This window comes from Gillisia sp. Hel1_33_143 (assembly GCF_900104765.1).
Taxonomy (GTDB): domain Bacteria; phylum Bacteroidota; class Bacteroidia; order Flavobacteriales; family Flavobacteriaceae; genus Gillisia.
Genome location: NZ_LT629737.1, coordinates 2,403,529 through 2,422,399, shown reverse-complemented (window position 1 = coordinate 2,422,399; position 18,871 = coordinate 2,403,529). Strand labels below are relative to the sequence as shown.

The window sequence follows — 18,871 nt, the reverse complement described above, 5'->3', positions numbered from 1 at the left end:
TATTTTTATTCCCATTTTTTTTGTTCGAAACTATCCTTTTTCATGAGCTCTTCTATCTTTTTCTCTTCCCATTTCTTGGTTAGAAATATATTAGGTCCAAAAACACTAGCCCAGTGAATAAATAGACCTATTCCCCAAAAAAATATATTCCCAAAAGCCCAGAATTGAAAATTTCCATTAATAAAATACTGTCTATTGGAATCTAAAATGATAATACATATGTTCACCACGATATATATAAAAAGGTGAATATAGAAACCTCTTATTCGTTTTACCCGTTTCTTAGCTAATTGATAATTATTACTATGCTCATCGTACTGTTTCATTAGTTCCAAGTTTTATTGTTTTCAACATCTTTTGCCATTATCTCTTTGATCTTTCTTTCCTCCCAGGTAGAACCATATCCAAACACAGAGAATCCATGAATGGTAAGTCCCAGTCCCCAACCAAATAATGGAAACCAGAACCATTGAAAGCCCCAATAGGTCATATAATTTATAAAGATTAAAAAAGGGATCACTACACAATAAGAAATTAGATTTCCATAGAATTCTTTTATCTCCTTTACGCGTTGTTTAGCTTTAAAATAAGCTTCGCTTTTGTTAGATTGATTTGTTTCCATAACTGAAAATTGTTTAGTTAATATTGGTAATTTTACTCTAAACACCTCAGAATTTTGCTCTACAGCAACTTCACGCTGAGTGATTAAAGAATATCTATCTGCTATATTTTGAAGTCCTACACCCTTTCGGGCACCTAAAACTTCCTTTTTTTGATAATCATTTTCTACGATCAAATAGCCCTTATCTTCAAAAATTCTAATATAAAGAGGCTTCTTCTCACTTACTACATTGTGCTTAATGGTATTTTCTAATAATAGCTGCAGTGATAGAGGTACCACTTTACCATTAGGAGTACTTAGTTCTTTAGGTATCTCATAATGTATACTATCTTCAAACCTCATCTTTAAAAGATTCATATAGAGAATGGCAAATGATAATTCTTCCTCTATGCTCACTAGTTCTTTATCCTTTTGCTCTAAAACATATCTATAAATCTTTGACAGAGATGTGGTAAATTTTTGAGCATTATCAGGACTTTCTTCTATTAAAGATGTGAGCACATTTAAGCTATTGAATAAAAAATGGGGGTCTATTTGGTTCTTTAAACTTTCAAATTTAGCAGAAGCCGTTCCTGCAATGATCTTTTGCTCTTTTACTTTATTTTCTTGGAGTGCTTTGTAAAAGTAAAATACATGAAAGAATAGAGAAATTACAACAGTTATAATTAATGAAATCAAATAAAAAGTTCCATTTTGGGATGCTAAGAATTCTGAATAGGTCTGCCCTTCAAGAACTACTTTATGGAAAGTCCTAATAAGAAATAATGCTATAAGCGTTAAGCTTATGGAACCTACAAATCCAATTACAAACCTATAACGCTGGTCATACTTCTCCCAATTGATCTTATGGTTTAAATAATTAAACAAATAATAATTAATTAGTGTTAGCGGGAGCGTATAAAGCAGGTAATATCCGAAGGAACTAATTATAGTTAGATCTAATGCTACATACTCACCAGCAAGAAATTTAAAACTTAGTTCCAAGACATTCAATAGAACGCTTATCACCAAAACCATTATTACTATTTTTAATATCTTCTTCATTCTTAAATTTCATATTTACTTAGCGCAATCTTCTAATGCTGTAACCGCTTGCTCCCTACCCCACTCCGGATAAAATGCTGTTTGAGTTTTAAAGGTATCAAAAAGTGTTAAAGATTTCTCAATTCTATTGCAAATTGGTTGAGTATCTGTTCCAAAATATTTTGCAGATCCCATTTCAAACTGCGCCTTAGATAAGATCACTCTTGGATTTTTAGGATCAATTTTCTCTGCCTTGTTATAAATACTCATGACTTTTGGAGCTAATTTCTGCCCATTATTCATTGGATTATCAGCAATAAGTGCTGTATATATCAGAGCTTGTACTATTAAAAGTTCTGTATTCTCCGGATCAATATTTAATTCTTTATCTAAAGCGCTTTGAGCCTTAGCTATGAGATCTTTTACCTTATTAGTGCCTAAATTCTCAAAAGCCTGAGTTGTATTTACTAAAGAGACATAGTAATTTGGAAGCCACTCGTTTTCTTCTGCCGCTGCAATTCTTTCAAAAAAATCTGAAGCTTCATTTGGTTTTCCTTGCTCCCATAATTCTAAGGCATGAGTCATTCCTTCCTCATAATTGTTTTGAGAAAAGATTAAGTTGGTAAAAAATACCGCTAGTATTAAAATAAATTTATCCATGATTATTAAGTATTGGTTTTTGATTTAACAAATATCTATGGTTTGTTCTCTTTGAGAAATTAAGATATACCCAGTTGTTTAATTATAAGGATGAACTGTAATTAAAATTAAAGCGAGTTAAAGATTTTCAAGGTTGTTCGCTTTTTTATCGTTGCTAATGGTCCAAAAGAATCCTACAAAGAAGAATCTATCTGCTGTGGGAGCCACTTCCTGCCTTCTAAAATTTCCGTTAGTATCTACAGTAGAAGCATAGTCATATCCAAAAATATTTTTGGTCCCTAACACATTAGAGACTGAGAAATAAAGAATTTTCTGCGGACTTAAAAGATAAGCCCAACTCAAACTCAAATTATTATAAGCTTTGGTTTTCGCGCTCATAAAAGACGATAGGTTAGGATTGTTATATGGTCTTCCTGAACTAAATGAATTAGTAATCCCCACCTGAGATCTAAGATCGTTAATCCAATATTTGGTGACTATAGACAGGGTATGATCTGCAATAAAACCTGGCGTAGCCTTTATTGGGAAGTTCTTATATCTTCTTTTAGAATCTATGTAAGAGTATGAAATCCAATATTCCAAATTCTTTATACTAGCACCATCTCTATAAAAAATATCTAAGCCACCAGCATAGCCATTTCCTGAATTGTTCAAAAAAGTTGGCTCCGAATTCTCACCTTGTGTATATCTTATAAGATCTCTATAATCTTTATAATAGGCTTCTAATTTAAGCAAGCGATTTGCCTTATTGAATTGATAGTTAAGAATATAGTGAGAAGCATTTTCTGATGATAATTTATCATTGAATTTTAAGTAATCTGTTTTAGGAGTTTGAGAAAAATTCCCATAGGCAAAGGAAAATTGGGAAAAGGGACTAGTCTTATAAGCAAAGGAAACTCTAGGCGCTACCCTACTTTCTTTTAGTAAATTATTATAAGATGCACGAACACCTACTTTAAGAGCTAGAGATTTGCTAAATAGGATGTCTGCTTCCGTATAAATAGCACCTATGGTTGTTTGAAATTTAGAATTAAACAATACGTTTTTTGGTATTTCAATCTGCTCTTCAAAATCTGTATAAAATAGATCTGAACCTGCAGAAATTTTTAAGTGATCTGAAAATCTATTACTAACTTTCATTTTTAGGTGAATAGCATCCTCCGTATTATTGATACTAGTGGAGTTGTAATTAAGGGAGTTGTTTCCTCTACCATAACTAATTCCTGTATTGAGTTCCCATCTATCTCCAAAATTACCTACGTAAGAAGTGTTGAAGTAAAAATTATTATTCTTCAGGTTTATATTTTCTGGAATTGGCAGATCTATATTCTTTCTGTTAAATTCAAATTTAGAATTATCAAAAGCTGCATAGGTTTTCCAAAGACCCCGCTTAAGAGATTGTCTGTAAATAGCCTCTCCGGAGATAGTTCTAAAGGGCTTTACCCAATCTAGATTTTGCGGCGCTATTAGCATATAAGGTGCAAGATTTATATAGGAGGTATTAATACTTAATGAACTCTCCTTCCATTTCTGAGTATTTCCCATGCCCAATCCTACTGTCATAAGAGAGATTTCCGTTCTATCTTGCTCCACGTCATCTTCTGAATCTAATAGTAATACTCCGGATAGAGCTTCTCCATATTCTGCACTATATCCGCCAGTTTGAAAAGAAATACCTTTAAATAGAAACGGTGAAAATCTTCCCCTGCTAGGAACATTTTGCACACTTGCCCCGTAGGGATGAGCCACTCTTAAGCCATCAATATAGGTTTGTGTTTCATCTGCTTCTCCACCTCTTACAAACAACCTACCACTCTCTCCCGCTACCTGAGTTCCCGGTAATGTTTGTAGCGCTGCAATGATGTTTCCAGCACTTCCTGCAGTTGTAACTATATCTAATGGTTTTAATACTGAAACTTTAGAAGTACCCCCAGCTTTAAAAGATCCGGCATTTAGAATAACTGCATCTAAAGAATTAAGGTCTTCTTTTAAAGTGATCTTTAGTGAGGTCATTTTACCAACATGCGCAAAATATCTGGCTGTTTGAAATGATAAGAACGAGATCTGTAAAGATTGCTCTCCTAAAGCATTGGTGGAGAATGAAAATGAACCATCTTCCTTAGAAGTATCTCCACTATAGGTCCCTTCAACAAAAACGTTGGCTCCAGATATAGGTTTACCTTTAGTATCTACCACTACTCCGGTAATCTGAGTTTGAGCATAAAATAACTGGAAGCTAAAAAGGAAAATTATAAATAAGTAAGATCTCATAATTCGTTGATTTTATAAGATCAAAATTGATTCTATTATTAAGGTGAAACCAATATTTAATACCCAACCGTCAATTTATGCAGATGAACTGCTAATTAATCAATTTAAGATATGATCTCCTCAGAATTAGAGTTCCAATAGTAAATCAGCAATTCCCATATTATTTCTGTGAACTTAAGATTAAAAAAGCCCTCTCACATATGGAACGGGCTTTTAGATATTATAATATCTGTTATTCAGCTTTGCGATTATTATAGATTAAGGAAAAGTTTTTATTAAACCTTTCTTTGATCTGTCTCTAAATTTTTACGATTCTTCTTAAATGGTCTTATAATTAATCTTGCTGCCTTATCATAATTCACATAATTATATACCCAATTAAAGAATGTTACTATTCTATTTCTAGAACCAATAAGAAACCATAGATGAATGAACATCCATATAAACCAGGCAAAAAATCCTCCAAATTTAAATTTTCCAATATCTACCACTGCTTTATTTCTACCGATGGTTGCCATGGTACCTTTGTCAAAATAATTAAAAGGCTCTAATTTCTCTCCTCTTATTAAATGTTTTAAATTTTTAGCCAGATGCTGTCCTTCCTGAATTGCGGGTTGAGCAACCATTGGATGACCTTTTGGATAATCTGAACTTTTCATTAAAGCAATATCTCCAATAGCGAAAATATTTTCATACCCCAGAATTTGATTAAAAACATTAACCTCATATCTATTGGCCTTATCTACCAGCGCTGAGGCATTTAAGCCTTTTACCGGGGCTCCGGTAACTCCCGCAGACCAAATAAAAGTTTCTGTTTTAAGTTCTAGTCCATTATTGGTTTTTACTAAATGACCATCATAGCTTTCTACCATAGTATTTAGATGAATTTGAACTCCTAGCTCTTTTAAGAATTTTTCTGCTTTTTCTGAGGCTGTTTCACTCATAGGAGGTAACACCCTTCCTAAACCTTCTAAAAGATGGATCTGCATCTCGTTGGGATCTAGATCTGGATAATCTTTAGGTACTACATTATTCTTGAGTTCTGCAATAGCACCACTTAATTCTACACCTGTTGGTCCTGCTCCTGCTAGCACAAAATTTAAAAGAGATTTTCTCTTTTCCGGATCATCTGTTATAACTGCCTGTTCTAAATTTTCCAAGATCAAACTTCTTATGTTTAATGCTTGCGGCACTGTTTTCATCCACATAGCATTCTTCTCTATGCTTTCATTTCCGAAGAAATTTGTTTTAGAACCAGTAGCAATTACCAAATAATCATAAATTATTTCTCCAATAGATGTATGAATGGTGTGAGATTCTGGCGAAATGGATTTTACCTCTGTTAACCTGAAATAGCAATTATCACTATTTCTGATAATCTTTCTTAAAGGATATGCTATAGAATCTGGTTCTAGGCCTGCGGTAGATACTTGATATAGCAAAGGCTGAAAGGTATGATAGTTATTTCTATCTAAAAGCACTAATTGCACCTCCTCTTTCAATAACTTTTTGGCTAAAGCCATTCCTGCAAATCCTCCTCCAATAATAACAACCCTAGGTAAACTAGTTCTTGGGATATTCATATAGTTGGTTTCTTTCAAAATTAATATTTAACTAGCAGATTTGCCATGGATTAACTATATATTATAATTTTTTGTAACAATTTACTAGATTGTTGTACCTATAGATATCAGAAAATTACTGTGGACAAGGAACTTGAACATCAATTTGTATCGAACTTAGAAATGCACCAGAACATAGTGCATAAGATCTGTCGTATTTATACAAATGATCAGGCTGCACACAATGATCTCTTTCAGGAAATTACCATACAACTTTGGAAAGCCTACCCTAAATTTAGAGGAGAAGCTAAATTTAGCACCTGGATGTATAGAGTAGCGCTTAATACAGCAATTACTCTTTATAGAAAGAAGAAAAGAAGTATTCAAACGCAAGATTATGATACGGTTCATTTTAGAATTCAGGCGCAGGAATATGATCCGCAAGAAGAACAGCAATTAAAATTAATGTATAACGCTGTAAAGGAACTTAATGATATAGATAAGGCACTGGTTTTTTTATATCTAGAAGATAAAAACTATAAAGAAATCTCAGACACATTAGGAATTAGTGAAGTGAATGCAAGAGTGAAAATGAATAGAGTGAAAACTAAACTAAAGAAAATATTAAATCCGTAGAACAATGGATGAATTAGAATTTTTAAAAAAAGACTGGAAAAAGCAGGATGGGAATTATCCCAAACTCAGCTATGACCAGCTCTATAAAATGATATGGAAAAAATCTTCTTCTATTGTAAGATGGATCTTTATTATTAGCGTTTTAGAATTTGTATTTTGGGGTATATTGAATTTCTGCCTTGCAGATCAAGACTTCTGGAAAGAGATGGACAAGATCCATTTAAAATGGTTTACCATTGGATTGTATCTAATTGGTTACGTAATAACATTTTATTTTATATTTAAATTCTATAAAAATTATAAAAAAATAACAGCTACAGATAGTGCAGCTATCTTAATGGAGAATATCATCAACACTCGTAAAACGGTAAAATACTATATAGGTTACATTCTTATATCTACCGGGTTTACATTCTTAGTTTATACATACTTTACATTAAAATATCATACCGCCAATCTGGAGATCAAAAATCCGTCCCTATACGATTTTGACACTTCGCAATGGCTTTTATTAATTGTTGGTTTTGTAGTTTTTATGCTTGTATTCTTAGGGCTCATCTGGTTGTTTTACAAACTGCTTTATGGCATCTTATTAAACAGACTTCAAAAAAACTATAAGGAACTTAAAAGACTTGAAATAGAAAATTAGGGATTCTATTATGCACATACATCACTTGGAGTTATCTGAGGATAGAGATTTAGAACTATATGTTTCAATCTCTAATCTGAAGATGTTGATCGCCGAAATCAAATCGAAGAACATACCGGAAGAGGTTTGTTATAAAATAAATTATCAAATAGATAAGGTGAATTCCTGTGCTATAGATAATTCAATAAAGATTCAAAATTTATTGGATATGACATATCATAGCATTCTTCATATTATTAAGACAGATCTTGGTATTATACCCAAAAACTACTATCGAGATCTTTATACTACTTTAGGTATGACTATCTTCGGATTACCGCTTGGGCTGCTTCTTACTGCTACCTTAGATAATAGTATTAACCTGGTTTTCGGAGTAGTTTTCGGACTCATCTTTGGAGTTATCCTTGGAACTAGAAAAGATAAAATTGCTCAACAGGAAAATAAAGTGATCCAAAAATTTATATGATAGTAATAGGATTAAAAATTAATACTGTTCCCAGCTTCTTTGCTCATTAAGTTTCTCTATAGCATCTAATTCTTCTGTTGGAATAACCTTTAAAAAGGAGGTGTGTTGCTCTATAGCATACTCTAGTTTTTTTACAATCTCTTCCACAGATTCATTATCATAATCTATATCTAAGGGTTCTTTGATCTGAAAAGATTGTAGAATTCCTCGCTTTTTGATTCTTAAACCTTTTTTATCAAATGATCTTCTAAATCCATCTATCACTACCGGAATTACGATAGGTTTATATTGCTTTATTATATGTGCCGTTCCTTTTCTAATGGGTTTAAAGGGTTTGGTTGTACCTTGAGGAAAAGTAATCACCCATCCATCTTCTAAAGCTATACCTATACTTTGGGTATCATTAAGATTTACTTCTCGCTGTACTTCCTGACCCTTAGCTCGCCACGTTCTTTCTACAGAAATAGCACCAGCATAGGCCATAATTCTAGTAAGAAGTCCGGCTTGCATCGTTTCTTTAGCTGCAACATAATATACATTTAATTTAGGTTGCCAGATATAACCAACGTTTTTAATAGAATCTACCCTCCCACTTAGACTGGCATTGAATACATGAAACATTGCTACCACATCTGCGAAATAGGTTTGATGATTGGAAACGAAAAGAACATTATTATGAGGTAAATTTTTAATGATCTCAGACCCTTCTATCTTAAGTTCATTAAACCCACGGTATCTTCTATGGGTTAGCAAGCCAAAAATTCTAATTAGCCACTTCTTTATTAATAAGATATGTCCAAATGGATTTCTTTTAAATAGTCCCATTAATTACTTCAACTATTAAACTGTTAATTTCTGTTAAAATTGGCAAATATAATAAATAGATCTAAAGTGATTTTATGAGGAGCTCTTTAAGTTCACTAAGCATCATGGCAGTAGCGCCCCAAACAATATGACCATTAAGAGAGAAAGCAGGAACATCAATATCTTTCGCGTAAGAAGTGCTTAATTTTTTAGAGATTAGATTTCTCTCATCTAGAAACTCATCTATATCTATCTCTAAGATCTTTTCTACTTCAGATTCTTGTTTAATTAATTTTGGAGTTGCATTTAATAAACCTACATAAGGATGTACCCAAAAATTACTTGGAGGAATATATAATTTAGTAAGTTTTTTAACTACGGTGACTTCATTTCTTGGAATGCCCACCTCTTCTTCTGTTTCTCGTAGGGCGGTAGATTTCATATTCTTGTCAAACACCTCTGCTCTTCCTCCCGGAAAACCTACCTGATTGGAGTGAACACCTCTATAAGTCTTTCTTAGTATTAATACTAAATTGGTAACTTGGCGATCATTAGGATAGAAAATAGCCATAACTCCAGCTTTATTAGGCTTTTTGGAAGCTATATCTAAGGTCTTTAATTCTGAAACACGCATAGCCGGTGCCAATTTAATTTGCGCTGATTCTCCCGGAAGTTCTAAATTCTTTAAATTTGAGATCTTATATTTAAATTCATCAAAATTCATGATCAGACAACTATCTATTATATTTTGCGTTTTCTGCCTTTTATTGGCAAGTTGTGAAGATACGCAAAAAACAAAGAAAATTAATACACAAGACCCTGTAAGCACTTCTGTAACCAAGAAAGAACCTGTAAAAGAGGTAGCAAAAAATAAAGATATTGATAGTATTGATATTTTAACCAAACGAGATAAGCCCATGCTCGTTCAGGAAGAGTTGATACCTTTTCTAACAGATTATGGTAAAAAGAACCCGGAAACCAAGGTGAGGATCATTACTAGATTTGGAAATATTGATGTGGAGCTATTTAAAGATACTCCATTACATAGAGCCAATTTTATCTTCTTGGCAAAACATGGATATTTTGATGGTACCTTTTTTCATAGAGTCGCAAAAGGATTTGTTATACAAGGTGGTAATTCAGATAATCCTGAAACAGCTCTAAAAAGAAATAATATAGGGTCCTATCTTATTCCAAGTGAGACCAGTGCTAGACATACGCATAACAGAGGTTCATTTTCTGCTGCCAAATATGCAGAGCAAAACGTTAGTGATGCCTCTTCTCCCGTAGAGTTTTTTATAGTTCAAGATCATAGAGGTGCTCATCATTTAGATAATGAGCACACTGTGTATGGAAAAGTGGTTAAAGGTATGGACGTGGTAGATGAAATAAACAATCAAGAAGTTGGACAGGGAGAATGGCCTCTTATTAATATTACCATCAAGGTTGAAGTGTTAGAATGATATTTTACTTCTGGGTAAAATAATTGTAATCCTTAATAATTTTCTCTACAAAGTCTATTGGCTTTTCCTCTGGCGTGACTTCTAGAAGATCTGCTATTTTTTGTGAAAGAGTTACTATTATATGATGATTTCCATTAAATTGAGCTTTCCTAAACATAGCCTTGATATCTTGAATATCTTTATCTTTTAAAATAGTTACTTGTGGATATCTTGGTTTGTAGTCTTCAGAAATATCTGTAATTAAGGTATCTGCTATAGTAATATCTTTTTTCTCACTAATAACGGTGGTTTTCGCAGCCATATCTCCTAATCTTTGTCCTTTTCCAGACATCAATATACTTACCACTGCAATACTCCCACTTCCTAAAGAAATATCTATAGTACGTAATAACCATCTAATGAGATATTGACTAAATCTGGGTCTGGAACCATCTAGCTGAACAACCCTGATCTTCATTATAGATTTTCCCGGAGTCTGACCGTTATAAAAAGTCTCCCATAAAAGAAAGTATAGAAATACCGGCAGCCCTATCACCATATAGATCATATAGGTCTCTCCTCTATCTCCCAATAAACTAGACATGGAAATGGTAGAAATAATACCATACACCACTAAAATAAACAGATCTATCAAGAAGGCAAGCACCCTATCTCCTATACCTGCAATTTTTTGTTGAATACCAATATTTTGGGCTGTTTCTATTTGAAAATTATCCATTAAATACGTTTCTTTGAGAGAAATAATAACCATCTATGCGTGAGGCTGCTTTCGTGAAGCAAAATAAGAATAAATGGCTGAAATTTGAAAATGAGCTTCAGAATTATAAAACAATAGCTCCTGAAATTATTTCTGCTCTATATCTTGAAATTACAGACGATCTTAGCTACGCTAAAACCTTCTATTCTGGAAGTAACACAGTTGCATATCTTAATCAAATTGCATCTTCTGCACACCAAAAGATATATAGCAATAAGAAAGAATCTGGAAATGCATTTTATAATTTTTACGTAAAAGATTTCCCGCTATTTTTTTATAAACATCAACGCCAATTACTGTTAAGCTTTCTAATATTTAGCACCTTTGTGATAGTAGGAATATTTTCTGCAGCCAGTGATGGAACTTTTGTAAGAGCTATCCTTGGCGATGGATATGTGAATATGACCCTGGAGAACATTTCAAATAATGATCCTATGGCGGTTTACAAAAAAATGGGGCAGATAGATATGTTCTTGGGAATTACTATTAATAATATAAAAGTCTCTCTAATGGCTTATACTTTAGGTATTATTGGCGGACTTGGAACGGCCTTAGTGCTTATGCAAAATGCCATTATGTTAGGATCCTTTCAATATTTTTTCTATCAAAACGGGTTGCTTTGGGAGTCTGCGAGAACAATTTGGATTCATGGTACCATAGAGATCTCGGTTATCATTGTAGCGGGATGTGCAGGATTAGTTTTAGGAAAAGCAATACTTTTTCCTGGCACTTATACTAGATTAACATCATTTATTGCTGGTATAAAGAATGGACTTAAGATAGTTATGAGTACTATACCATTCTTTATAATTGCAGGATTTCTTGAGGGTTTTGTAACTAGAATTACAGAGATGCCAGATTGGCTAGCAATTTTAATAATTACTATTTCACTAATAACCATATTATTCTATTACGTCTATTATCCAATCTATTTATATAAAAAACAGCAACCTAATGCAGCAGAAAAATTACATTGAATTTAAGAAGGAACGAGATCTTGGAGCTATCCTAAGCGATACCTTTTCGTTTTTTAGACAAAATTTTAAACCCTTATTTAAGATCATTTTTAAGATTGCAGGACCTGCATTTTTATTGTTGGTTGCTGCTCTTACTTATTATTCTTATATGGTTTCTGGAGGTAACAGTCCTGCAACACTAATGCAAAGCAGAACAGCAGAGTTCTCAATAGCATTTTTGGTATTTGCCCTAGCCTTATTAATTTTTTATTCATCTTTATACGCTACCGTATTAAATTATATAAAATCTTATATCATTAATAATGGTATAGTAGTAGAAGAGGAAATTAAACAAGGACATCGCAATTACTTCGCAAAGTTCTTTCTCTTCTTTATAGTTTCCGCAATTTTGGTAATTGCAGGATTATTTTTACTGGTATTACCGGGAATCTATCTTATGGTACCCCTTAGTATTGGTACTGCAGTAATGATCTTTAATGAAGAAAGTCTTACAGAAACTATTTCCTCCTGTCTACACTACATTAAAGATAATTGGTGGTATACCTTCTTTACGCTAATAGTTTTTGGAATTTTGATCTACATAATAGGTTATATTTTTCAGTTACCTGCTGTGATTTACACCGTTATGGGAATCTTCACTAAATCTGGAGAAGTATCTGCGGCAACTGCAGAGGCAGATTGGGTTTTTGTAATTCTTAATGTTTTTGGGTCTATTGTAAATTATCTCCTTGCTACCGTTTCTGTAATTTGTATCGCCTTTATTTATTTTAGTTTGAATGAAAAGAAAAATTTCACAGGAACTTATGAGAACATAGATAACTTAGGGAACTAACAATGAAATTTAGTGTAATCGTATTATTCTTCTCCTTACTCTTAAGCTTTCCATCAAAAGCTCAGGTTAGTATCAATAATGATACAATTACGCAGATTTCTAACAGCGATACACTAATTTCTACAGTACCCTTCAATCCAAATAAAATTGAAGAATTTAAGAATTCTAAAGATTTTGCATATTTAAATAATGCAGAAAGCGACGGGTGGTGGGCTAGATTTAAAAATTGGCTAAGATTAAAATATAATCAATTTGTAACTTGGTTCTTTGAACAATTTGGCACTAGTACCGCCGTTTCTTTGCTTTTAAAAATCTTACCTTACTTCTTACTTGGTATTTTAGTTCTTTTAATAGGATGGCTTTTTAGTAAGTTGAGCGCCTCAACTTCCATGCTACATAAAAATAAAGACACCACTTTTTATATTAATGCTGAGGAAGAGATCATAAGGTCCAAAAATATAGAGGAACTTATTTCGTCTGCCATTCAAGCTCAAGATTATAGACTTGCTATCCGGTATTACTATTTACAACTTCTTAAGATTTTTAATTCTGAAGGAACTATAAACTACGAATTCCAGAAAACCAATGATGATTATTTAGCTGAAATTAAGAATCTAGAGCTAAAAGCATCCTTTAAAAATATTATAAGGCTTTATGATTTTATCTGGTATGGGAATTTTAATATTGGTGAAAAAGAATTTCAGAGAGCTCAGGAATCATTTAAAGGGATTAAAAATGATCTAAATTCCTTAAAAGATGAGTAAAAGCTTTAAGCTCATTTTCGGAGCATTTCTACTTCTTTTAGTTATACTTACTTATTTGGAAGCTACTACAAGTAGACCTATTAATTGGAATGCTAGTTATTTGGAATCAGATAAAATAGCTTTAGGAAGTTATGTACTCTATGAGACTTGGACAGATGCAGGCACGCATGAGATTCAAAAAGTAAGACAGTCACCATTTGAGTTTTTATCTGAAGAAGACCCGAAAGGCACTTATTTTTTCCTGAATGATAATATTTTTATTGATCAGGCAGAATTAGATAAACTTCTAACATGGGTTTCTAAGGGAAATAATTTATACCTATCTGCTAATAATATTTCAAAAAATCTTTTAGACACTCTCGATATTGAGCCTTTTACTGTTAATCCGGGTGAAAATTTTAAACAACAACCCTATCTTAATTTAACCAAAAAGTCTTTTTGGAGGAAGCGTCCTTATCATTTAGATCAAGAACGAAGAATTATTAGACTGGAAAAATCTGATAGCTTGCATCAGGAAACTTTAGGAGTGGTAAATGCAAGTTCATTCGATGAGAAAAATAGGGCTTATTCAAATTTCATAAGCTCTAAATTTGGAAATGGACAAATCTACCTACATACTATGCCCGAAGTTTTTAGCAACTATTTTCTGCTTTCAGATACTAATTACAGATATGCTGAAAATGCTTTAGCGTATATCCCTGCTAAAACTAAAGTTTATTGGGATGATCATTATAAATCAGGGAAAGTTTATCATACTTCTCCCCTATATATATTATTGAATAACAAAGCACTTAAATGGGCATATTACTTTGTACTTATTGCTGCCGGATTATTTATAATTTTTGAAGGGAAGAGAAAGCAACGAGCTATTCCAGTAGTAACTCCTCTAAAAAATAAAAGTTATGAATATTCTCAAACCATTTCAGAACTTTACTTGGAGCAAAAGCAATTTAAAAGTTTAGCACTTAAAGATATTCAACATTTATATGAATATCTTAGAACTCATTATAGACTAGATACCAATAACTTAAATGAAGAATTCTTCGTAGATCTTTCCGCTAAGCTAGATCTAAGCAAAGAAGATATTAGATCTAAATTTAAAAAGATCACAGAGCTCTCTAAAAAAGAAGAGCTCTCTAAAATTGAATTAGAAGAAATCCATCGCACAATCCAGACATTAAAATATGCCAGTAATGAATAACGAATCTTTAGAAAATCAAGAATTGAATTTTAATAATAGAATACCGCTGGATGAATTACAGCAGGCTATAGCTAAATTAAAGTTACAACTTAACAAGGTGATCATAGGGCAAGATAATTTTATTGAGCTCTTAATAACCGCATTATTAGCTAACGGCCATGTATTAATTGAAGGAGTACCAGGAGTAGCAAAAACTATTACAGCAAAACTTTTTGCAAAAACGCTTCAAACTGAGTTCAGCAGAATTCAATTTACTCCAGATCTAATGCCAAGTGATGTTCTGGGAACTTCCATATTAAGTCTAAAAACATCAGAATTCGAATTTAAACCAGGACCTATTTTTTCTAATGTCGTATTAATAGATGAGATTAATAGAGCTCCTGCAAAGACACAGGCAGCCTTGTTCGAGGTGATGGAAGAAAGGCAGATCACTATAGATGGGAATAAATATAAGATGCAACCTCCGTTTATGGTTTTAGCCACCCAGAACCCTATAGAGCAGGAAGGTACTTATGCGTTACCAGAAGCACAGTTAGACAGATTCCTTTTCAAAATAAAAGTAGATTATCCAAATCAGGAAGAGGAGATTGAGATATTAAAATCTCACCATAATAGAAAAGGTACCCCTCCTGAGGTGCAAATTGAGGCTGTTCTTTCTCCTACCTCCTTAAAACATCTTCAGGAGCAGATACAAGAAATAATTATAGAAGATAAACTTTTCAATTACATTGCTCAGCTAGTAATTAAGACAAGAAATCACCCTCATCTATACTTAGGTGCTTCGCCACGAGCTTCTATAGCAGTTATGAATGCTTCAAAAGCTATGGCAGCAATACATGGGAGAGATTTTGTAATTCCAGAAGATATAAAAAAAGTTCTGTCTCCTGTTCTTGCCCATAGAATAATTCTTTCTCCAGAAAGAGAAATGGAAGGAGTAACTCCAGAAAATGTAATTGAAATGATTACTAATTCAATTGAAATCCCTAGGTAAGTGAAATTCTTAAAGGCAATCTATTTTCATCAGAGATTTTTCTGGGCACTTTTTATACTGGCCGTATTATTTTTGTTCTCTTATTGGATAATAGAATTGTATGCAATCACATGGGTGATAGCAATGGTGCTTTGTGCTGTTGTATGTTTAGATGGCCTTTTATTGTTTTCTAAGAATGGTATACGATCTGAGCGGATATTACCCGATAAGTTCTCTAATTCTGATAGCAATGCCGTTATAATTAAAATTTGGAGCATTTATACATTTAAGATCTATATTGAAGTAATAGATGAACTTCCAGTTCAATTCCAAAAACGTGATTTTCTGCAGGCTTTAGAAATGAAAGCTGATTCTAAAAATAGTTTTGAATATACCATCAAACCTTATGAAAGAGGAGAATATTTTTTCGGGAATCTCAACATATTCATATCCACTAAATTAAAATTGCTAAAAAAAAGGCAGGTTTTTGAACATGGGCAAGCGGTAAAGGTTTATCCATCTTTTATTCAAATGAAAGCATACGACTTTCTAGCTATAGATAAGCGTTTAAGACAACCAGGATTAAAGAAGATAAGAAGAATCGGGCATACCCAAGAGTTTGAGCAGATAAAAGAATATATACTTGGGGATGATATAAGAAATATTAATTGGAAGGCCACAGCAAAACGAGGCTCCTTGATGGTCAATCAATATCAAGAAGAAAAAGCCCAACCTATTTATTCTATAATAGACACAGGCCGTGTGATGAAGATGCCATTTGAAAATCTTAGCTTATTGGATTATGCTATTAATAGCACCTTAGCTTTCTCTAACGTAGCCCTACAAAAAAAAGATAAAGTAGGCATGATGTCTTTTTCCAATACCTCCGGTAAGATAGTAACTGCCAATTCTAAAAAAACAAACCTGCTTTCTATACTAGAGACTTTATACAATATCAAAACAGAATTTCTAGATTCAGATTTTGGATTGCTATACGCTACTATTAATAAACAAATAAAACATCGTAGTATGATCATGCTTTATAGCAATTTTGAACATACTAATGCCATTAAAAGAGAGCTTCCCTATTTAAAAGCTATAGCGAAAAAACATGTCCTCGTTGTGATCTTCTTCGAGAATACAGAGATTAACAGTGTTATAGGTAATGATGCTAGCAAGATTCAGGATATTGCTCATAAGATCATCGCTCAAGAATTCGCCTCAGAAAAAAGATTAATGCAAAAGCTTTTACTACAAAATGGAATCCAAACAGTTCTTACCAAGCCTAAAGATCTTACCCTAAATACTATCAATAAATATTTAGAAATCAAAGCACGTGGAATTCTGTAATTTTGAATGTTAAGCATACTAGATTAAACATTTTAACTAATTATTACAGTTGATCCATCAATTTGTACAGTTGAGGATCTTTATTTAATTAGATAGTATAATTGGTTATATATTTATCTTAACAATTTAAAAATCAACAAATATGAAAAAATTAACCGTATTAATCGCATTACTACTTACCATGAGTTTTTACGCTCAAACTGAAGAAAGTTCTAAGATTTCAGTTAAAATTGAGAACATAAAAACTAACGATGGGTCTGTTCTATTTGGTCTCTACACACAATCTACATTTATGAAGGCCAAACCAGAATTTATGGCTAAAAGTGAAGTTGTTGATGGCGTAGCCCAAATAACATTTGAAAATGTACCAAAAGGAACGTATGCTATCTCCTGTTTCCATGATATGAATGGCAATGATCAAATGGATTTTGAGCCAAGTGGAATGCCTAAAGAAAGATACGGCATTTCAAATAACGCTGTAAATATGTATGGTCCTCCAGAATGGGAAGAAGCAAAATTTGAGGTAGCAAATAAAGATATAGATATGAATATCAAATTGAATTAGTCACTATAGGCAAATCATTAAATAATAATTTGTAGTATAGAATTAATCAATACCTTTGTGACCGATCAAATAACGACTTTATGACTATTACTCAGTTACAGTACGTTCTAGCGGTGGCAGAACATCAAAATTTTACCAAGGCAGCTCAAAAGGTATTTGTTACGCAACCAACGTTGAGTATGCAAATTCAAAAACTGGAAGATGAATTGGATATTCAAATTTTTGATCGAACCAAGAAACCTATTCAACTTACTGAGACAGGTAAGAAAATAGTAAATCAGGCTAGAAATATTGTTAATGAGAGTGACAGGATCCAAGATATTGTAGATCAGCAAAAAGGATTTATAGGAGGAGAATTTAGGCTTGGAGTAATTCCAACGGTAATGCCTACACTTTTACCAATGTTTTTAAATAATTTCATTAAAAAATATCCAAAAGTAAAATTAAAGATTGAAGAACTTCACACAGAAGCTATAGTAGAAAGACTTAAGGAAGGACATTTAGATGCGGCAATTGCAGCAACACCTCTAGAGATAGATGGAATTAAAGAGCAGGTCTTGTATTATGAGCCATTTGTAGCATATGTACCATCTGGCCACAGATTGTCTAATACTGGAAAGATAACTACAGAGAGTTTGGATGTAGATGATATGTTGTTACTTGAAGACGGACATTGTTTTAAAGATGGTATTTTAAATCTTTGTAAAGCTTCTAGAAATTACGATGGTGATCATTTTCAAATAGAAAGCGGTAGTTTTGAAACTCTTATTAAACTTTCCAATGAAGGTTTAGGAATGACCCTTCTGCCCTATTTGCATACTTTAGATCTAAAGGAGTCTGAAAGTAAAAACTTAAAAATGTTTGAAGATCCAATTCCTGCAAGAGAAGTGAGTTTGATCTATAACAAGAGTGAACTTAAAATGCAGATAATTGAAGCACTAAGAGCAACCATAGCTGGAGTTGTTAAGGGAGCCATAGCTTTTCAAAATGTTAAGATCATTAGTCCTCTTAACAATCAAAAATCTTCAAAATAATAAAAGCGGCAAATTGCCGCTTTTTTATTAATCTAAGTATATTAAACATTGGTTTAATTCCGGATTCTGTTTTGTAAGTGAGACAATCCATATTTTTAATTCCTCAATTTCATGAGGTAATAATCTCTGGAGTGCTTTTTCTACTTCTCTACAGAAAAGAACAGCATCAAAACTCACCTTGTTAAGGATTGTCTTGGTGTATTCAAACATCGCTCTCGCCATAATTTGATACTGGTTTAGGTTATTGTTAAAAATTGAAATATAA

The 18,871-nt window shown here is 32.7% G+C and carries 21 protein-coding genes; 12 read left to right on the top strand and 9 right to left on the bottom strand.

The annotated features are described in order from the left end of the window. Window positions 1-5: 5 nt before the first annotated feature. The 5 genes from BLT84_RS11240 to BLT84_RS11220 form a co-directional block, all read right to left on the bottom strand. Entirely contained in the window at window positions 6-326 is a 321-nt protein-coding gene (locus BLT84_RS11240) for a 2TM domain-containing protein (RefSeq protein ID WP_091265729.1), read from the bottom strand. Beyond that, entirely contained in the window at window positions 326-1,666 is a 1,341-nt protein-coding gene (locus BLT84_RS11235; RefSeq protein WP_034891862.1) for a 2TM domain-containing protein, read from the bottom strand. Before BLT84_RS11235 ends, BLT84_RS11240 begins: the two co-directional genes overlap by 1 nt. 15 nt (window positions 1,667-1,681) lie before the next feature. Next, window positions 1,682-2,305, bottom strand: coding sequence for a hypothetical protein (locus BLT84_RS11230; RefSeq protein ID WP_091265726.1), 624 nt, complete (start codon window positions 2,303-2,305; stop codon window positions 1,682-1,684). Window positions 2,306-2,422: 117 nt separating this feature from the next. After that, window positions 2,423-4,576: a TonB-dependent receptor gene (locus BLT84_RS11225; protein WP_091265723.1), complete on the bottom strand. Its 2,154-nt coding sequence runs from the start codon at window positions 4,574-4,576 to the stop codon at window positions 2,423-2,425. A 275-nt stretch (window positions 4,577-4,851) separates the two neighbouring features. Beyond that, a complete protein-coding gene (locus BLT84_RS11220) occupies window positions 4,852-6,159 on the bottom strand; it encodes an NAD(P)/FAD-dependent oxidoreductase (RefSeq protein ID WP_034891853.1) in 1,308 nt (435 codons plus the stop codon). Between the two features lie 120 nt (window positions 6,160-6,279). Here BLT84_RS11220 and BLT84_RS11215 point away from each other — a divergent pair, with 120 nt between their 5' ends. Genes BLT84_RS11215 through BLT84_RS11205 form a run of 3 tightly spaced genes read left to right on the top strand, consistent with a single transcriptional unit; the run spans window position 6,280 to window position 7,889 of the window. Then, window positions 6,280-6,774: an RNA polymerase sigma factor gene (locus BLT84_RS11215; protein ID WP_034891850.1), complete on the top strand. Its 495-nt coding sequence runs from the start codon at window positions 6,280-6,282 to the stop codon at window positions 6,772-6,774. Between the two features lie 4 nt (window positions 6,775-6,778). Next, the gene (locus tag BLT84_RS11210) at window positions 6,779-7,423 is read left to right on the top strand and encodes a hypothetical protein (protein ID WP_034891846.1); all 645 of its coding nucleotides are present in this window, start codon (window positions 6,779-6,781) and stop codon (window positions 7,421-7,423) included. Window positions 7,424-7,433: 10 nt separating this feature from the next. Continuing rightward, window positions 7,434-7,889: a hypothetical protein gene (locus tag BLT84_RS11205; protein WP_034891843.1), complete on the top strand. Its 456-nt coding sequence runs from the start codon at window positions 7,434-7,436 to the stop codon at window positions 7,887-7,889. Between the two features lie 18 nt (window positions 7,890-7,907). On the opposite strand, the gene BLT84_RS11200 is transcribed toward BLT84_RS11205, so the two are convergent. Both BLT84_RS11200 and BLT84_RS11195 read right to left on the bottom strand, forming a co-directional pair. Further along, entirely contained in the window at window positions 7,908-8,714 is an 807-nt protein-coding gene (locus tag BLT84_RS11200) for a lysophospholipid acyltransferase family protein (RefSeq protein WP_091265720.1), read from the bottom strand. Window positions 8,715-8,775: 61 nt separating this feature from the next. Further along, window positions 8,776-9,417: an NUDIX hydrolase gene (locus tag BLT84_RS11195; protein ID WP_091265716.1), complete on the bottom strand. Its 642-nt coding sequence runs from the start codon at window positions 9,415-9,417 to the stop codon at window positions 8,776-8,778. On the opposite strand from BLT84_RS11195, the gene BLT84_RS11190 reads away from it, so the two are divergent. After that, window positions 9,416-10,156, top strand: a complete 741-nt coding sequence (locus BLT84_RS11190) for a peptidylprolyl isomerase (RefSeq protein ID WP_172822453.1) — start codon at window positions 9,416-9,418, stop codon at window positions 10,154-10,156. The genes BLT84_RS11195 and BLT84_RS11190 overlap by 2 nt on opposite strands. 4 nt (window positions 10,157-10,160) lie before the next feature. Here BLT84_RS11190 and BLT84_RS11185 read toward each other — a convergent pair whose 3' ends face one another. Then, window positions 10,161-10,874, bottom strand: coding sequence for an RDD family protein (locus BLT84_RS11185; RefSeq protein WP_034894349.1), 714 nt, complete (start codon window positions 10,872-10,874; stop codon window positions 10,161-10,163). 35 nt (window positions 10,875-10,909) lie between these two features. Between BLT84_RS11185 and BLT84_RS11180 the strand changes: the two genes are divergently transcribed. The 8 genes from BLT84_RS11180 (at window position 10,910) to BLT84_RS11145 (ending at window position 18,606) form a co-directional block, all read left to right on the top strand. Next, window positions 10,910-11,890, top strand: a complete 981-nt coding sequence (locus tag BLT84_RS11180; protein WP_091265714.1) for a stage II sporulation protein M — start codon at window positions 10,910-10,912, stop codon at window positions 11,888-11,890. Further along, window positions 11,868-12,722 carry a hypothetical protein gene (locus tag BLT84_RS11175; protein WP_091265712.1) on the top strand — a complete coding sequence of 285 codons (855 nt, stop codon included), beginning with the start codon at window positions 11,868-11,870 and terminating at the stop codon, window positions 12,720-12,722. The genes BLT84_RS11180 and BLT84_RS11175 overlap by 23 nt, the downstream gene beginning before the upstream one ends. A gap of 2 nt (window positions 12,723-12,724) precedes the next feature. Further along, a complete protein-coding gene (locus tag BLT84_RS11170; RefSeq protein ID WP_091265709.1) occupies window positions 12,725-13,486 on the top strand; it encodes a hypothetical protein in 762 nt (253 codons plus the stop codon). Beyond that, the gene (locus BLT84_RS11165; protein ID WP_034891822.1) at window positions 13,479-14,687 is read left to right on the top strand and encodes a DUF4350 domain-containing protein; all 1,209 of its coding nucleotides are present in this window, start codon (window positions 13,479-13,481) and stop codon (window positions 14,685-14,687) included. The genes BLT84_RS11170 and BLT84_RS11165 overlap by 8 nt, the downstream gene beginning before the upstream one ends. After that, window positions 14,680-15,678, top strand: coding sequence for an AAA family ATPase (locus BLT84_RS11160; RefSeq protein ID WP_091265706.1), 999 nt, complete (start codon window positions 14,680-14,682; stop codon window positions 15,676-15,678). The genes BLT84_RS11165 and BLT84_RS11160 overlap by 8 nt, the downstream gene beginning before the upstream one ends. Beyond that, a complete protein-coding gene (locus tag BLT84_RS11155) occupies window positions 15,679-17,007 on the top strand; it encodes a DUF58 domain-containing protein (protein ID WP_091265704.1) in 1,329 nt (442 codons plus the stop codon). 142 nt (window positions 17,008-17,149) lie between these two features. Continuing rightward, a complete protein-coding gene (locus BLT84_RS11150) occupies window positions 17,150-17,572 on the top strand; it encodes a DUF2141 domain-containing protein (protein ID WP_034891811.1) in 423 nt (140 codons plus the stop codon). A gap of 80 nt (window positions 17,573-17,652) precedes the next feature. Beyond that, entirely contained in the window at window positions 17,653-18,606 is a 954-nt protein-coding gene (locus tag BLT84_RS11145) for a hydrogen peroxide-inducible genes activator (RefSeq protein WP_091265700.1), read from the top strand. Between the two features lie 27 nt (window positions 18,607-18,633). Here BLT84_RS11145 and BLT84_RS11140 read toward each other — a convergent pair whose 3' ends face one another. Then, window positions 18,634-18,828 (bottom strand): hypothetical protein, encoded by a 195-nt coding sequence (locus BLT84_RS11140; RefSeq protein WP_034891805.1) that lies wholly within the window; start codon window positions 18,826-18,828, stop codon window positions 18,634-18,636. Window positions 18,829-18,871 lie beyond the last annotated feature (43 nt).

Bases quoted from the DNA above. Each gene is read 5' to 3' on its own strand.
- BLT84_RS11175 (WP_091265712.1), top strand. From the start codon at position 11,868: ATGCAGCAGAAAAATTACATTGAATTTAAGAAGGAACGAGATCTTGGA.
- BLT84_RS11220 (WP_034891853.1), bottom strand. From the start codon at position 6,159: ATGAATATCCCAAGAACTAGTTTACCTAGGGTTGTTATTATTGGAGGA.
- BLT84_RS11185 (WP_034894349.1), bottom strand. From the start codon at position 10,874: ATGGATAATTTTCAAATAGAAACAGCCCAAAATATTGGTATTCAACAA.
- BLT84_RS11190 (WP_172822453.1), top strand. From the start codon at position 9,416: ATGATCAGACAACTATCTATTATATTTTGCGTTTTCTGCCTTTTATTG.
- BLT84_RS11145 (WP_091265700.1), top strand. From the start codon at position 17,653: ATGACTATTACTCAGTTACAGTACGTTCTAGCGGTGGCAGAACATCAA.
- BLT84_RS11225 (WP_091265723.1), bottom strand. From the start codon at position 4,576: ATGAGATCTTACTTATTTATAATTTTCCTTTTTAGCTTCCAGTTATTT.
- BLT84_RS11150 (WP_034891811.1), top strand. From the start codon at position 17,150: ATGAAAAAATTAACCGTATTAATCGCATTACTACTTACCATGAGTTTT.
- BLT84_RS11200 (WP_091265720.1), bottom strand. From the start codon at position 8,714: ATGGGACTATTTAAAAGAAATCCATTTGGACATATCTTATTAATAAAG.
- BLT84_RS11165 (WP_034891822.1), top strand. From the start codon at position 13,479: ATGAGTAAAAGCTTTAAGCTCATTTTCGGAGCATTTCTACTTCTTTTA.
- BLT84_RS11235 (WP_034891862.1), bottom strand. From the start codon at position 1,666: ATGAAGAAGATATTAAAAATAGTAATAATGGTTTTGGTGATAAGCGTT.
- BLT84_RS11240 (WP_091265729.1), bottom strand. From the start codon at position 326: ATGAAACAGTACGATGAGCATAGTAATAATTATCAATTAGCTAAGAAA.
- BLT84_RS11230 (WP_091265726.1), bottom strand. From the start codon at position 2,305: ATGGATAAATTTATTTTAATACTAGCGGTATTTTTTACCAACTTAATC.
- BLT84_RS11140 (WP_034891805.1), bottom strand. From the start codon at position 18,828: ATGGCGAGAGCGATGTTTGAATACACCAAGACAATCCTTAACAAGGTG.
- BLT84_RS11160 (WP_091265706.1), top strand. From the start codon at position 14,680: ATGAATAACGAATCTTTAGAAAATCAAGAATTGAATTTTAATAATAGA.
- BLT84_RS11205 (WP_034891843.1), top strand. From the start codon at position 7,434: ATGCACATACATCACTTGGAGTTATCTGAGGATAGAGATTTAGAACTA.
- BLT84_RS11170 (WP_091265709.1), top strand. From the start codon at position 12,725: ATGAAATTTAGTGTAATCGTATTATTCTTCTCCTTACTCTTAAGCTTT.
- BLT84_RS11210 (WP_034891846.1), top strand. From the start codon at position 6,779: ATGGATGAATTAGAATTTTTAAAAAAAGACTGGAAAAAGCAGGATGGG.
- BLT84_RS11195 (WP_091265716.1), bottom strand. From the start codon at position 9,417: ATGAATTTTGATGAATTTAAATATAAGATCTCAAATTTAAAGAATTTA.
- BLT84_RS11180 (WP_091265714.1), top strand. From the start codon at position 10,910: ATGCGTGAGGCTGCTTTCGTGAAGCAAAATAAGAATAAATGGCTGAAA.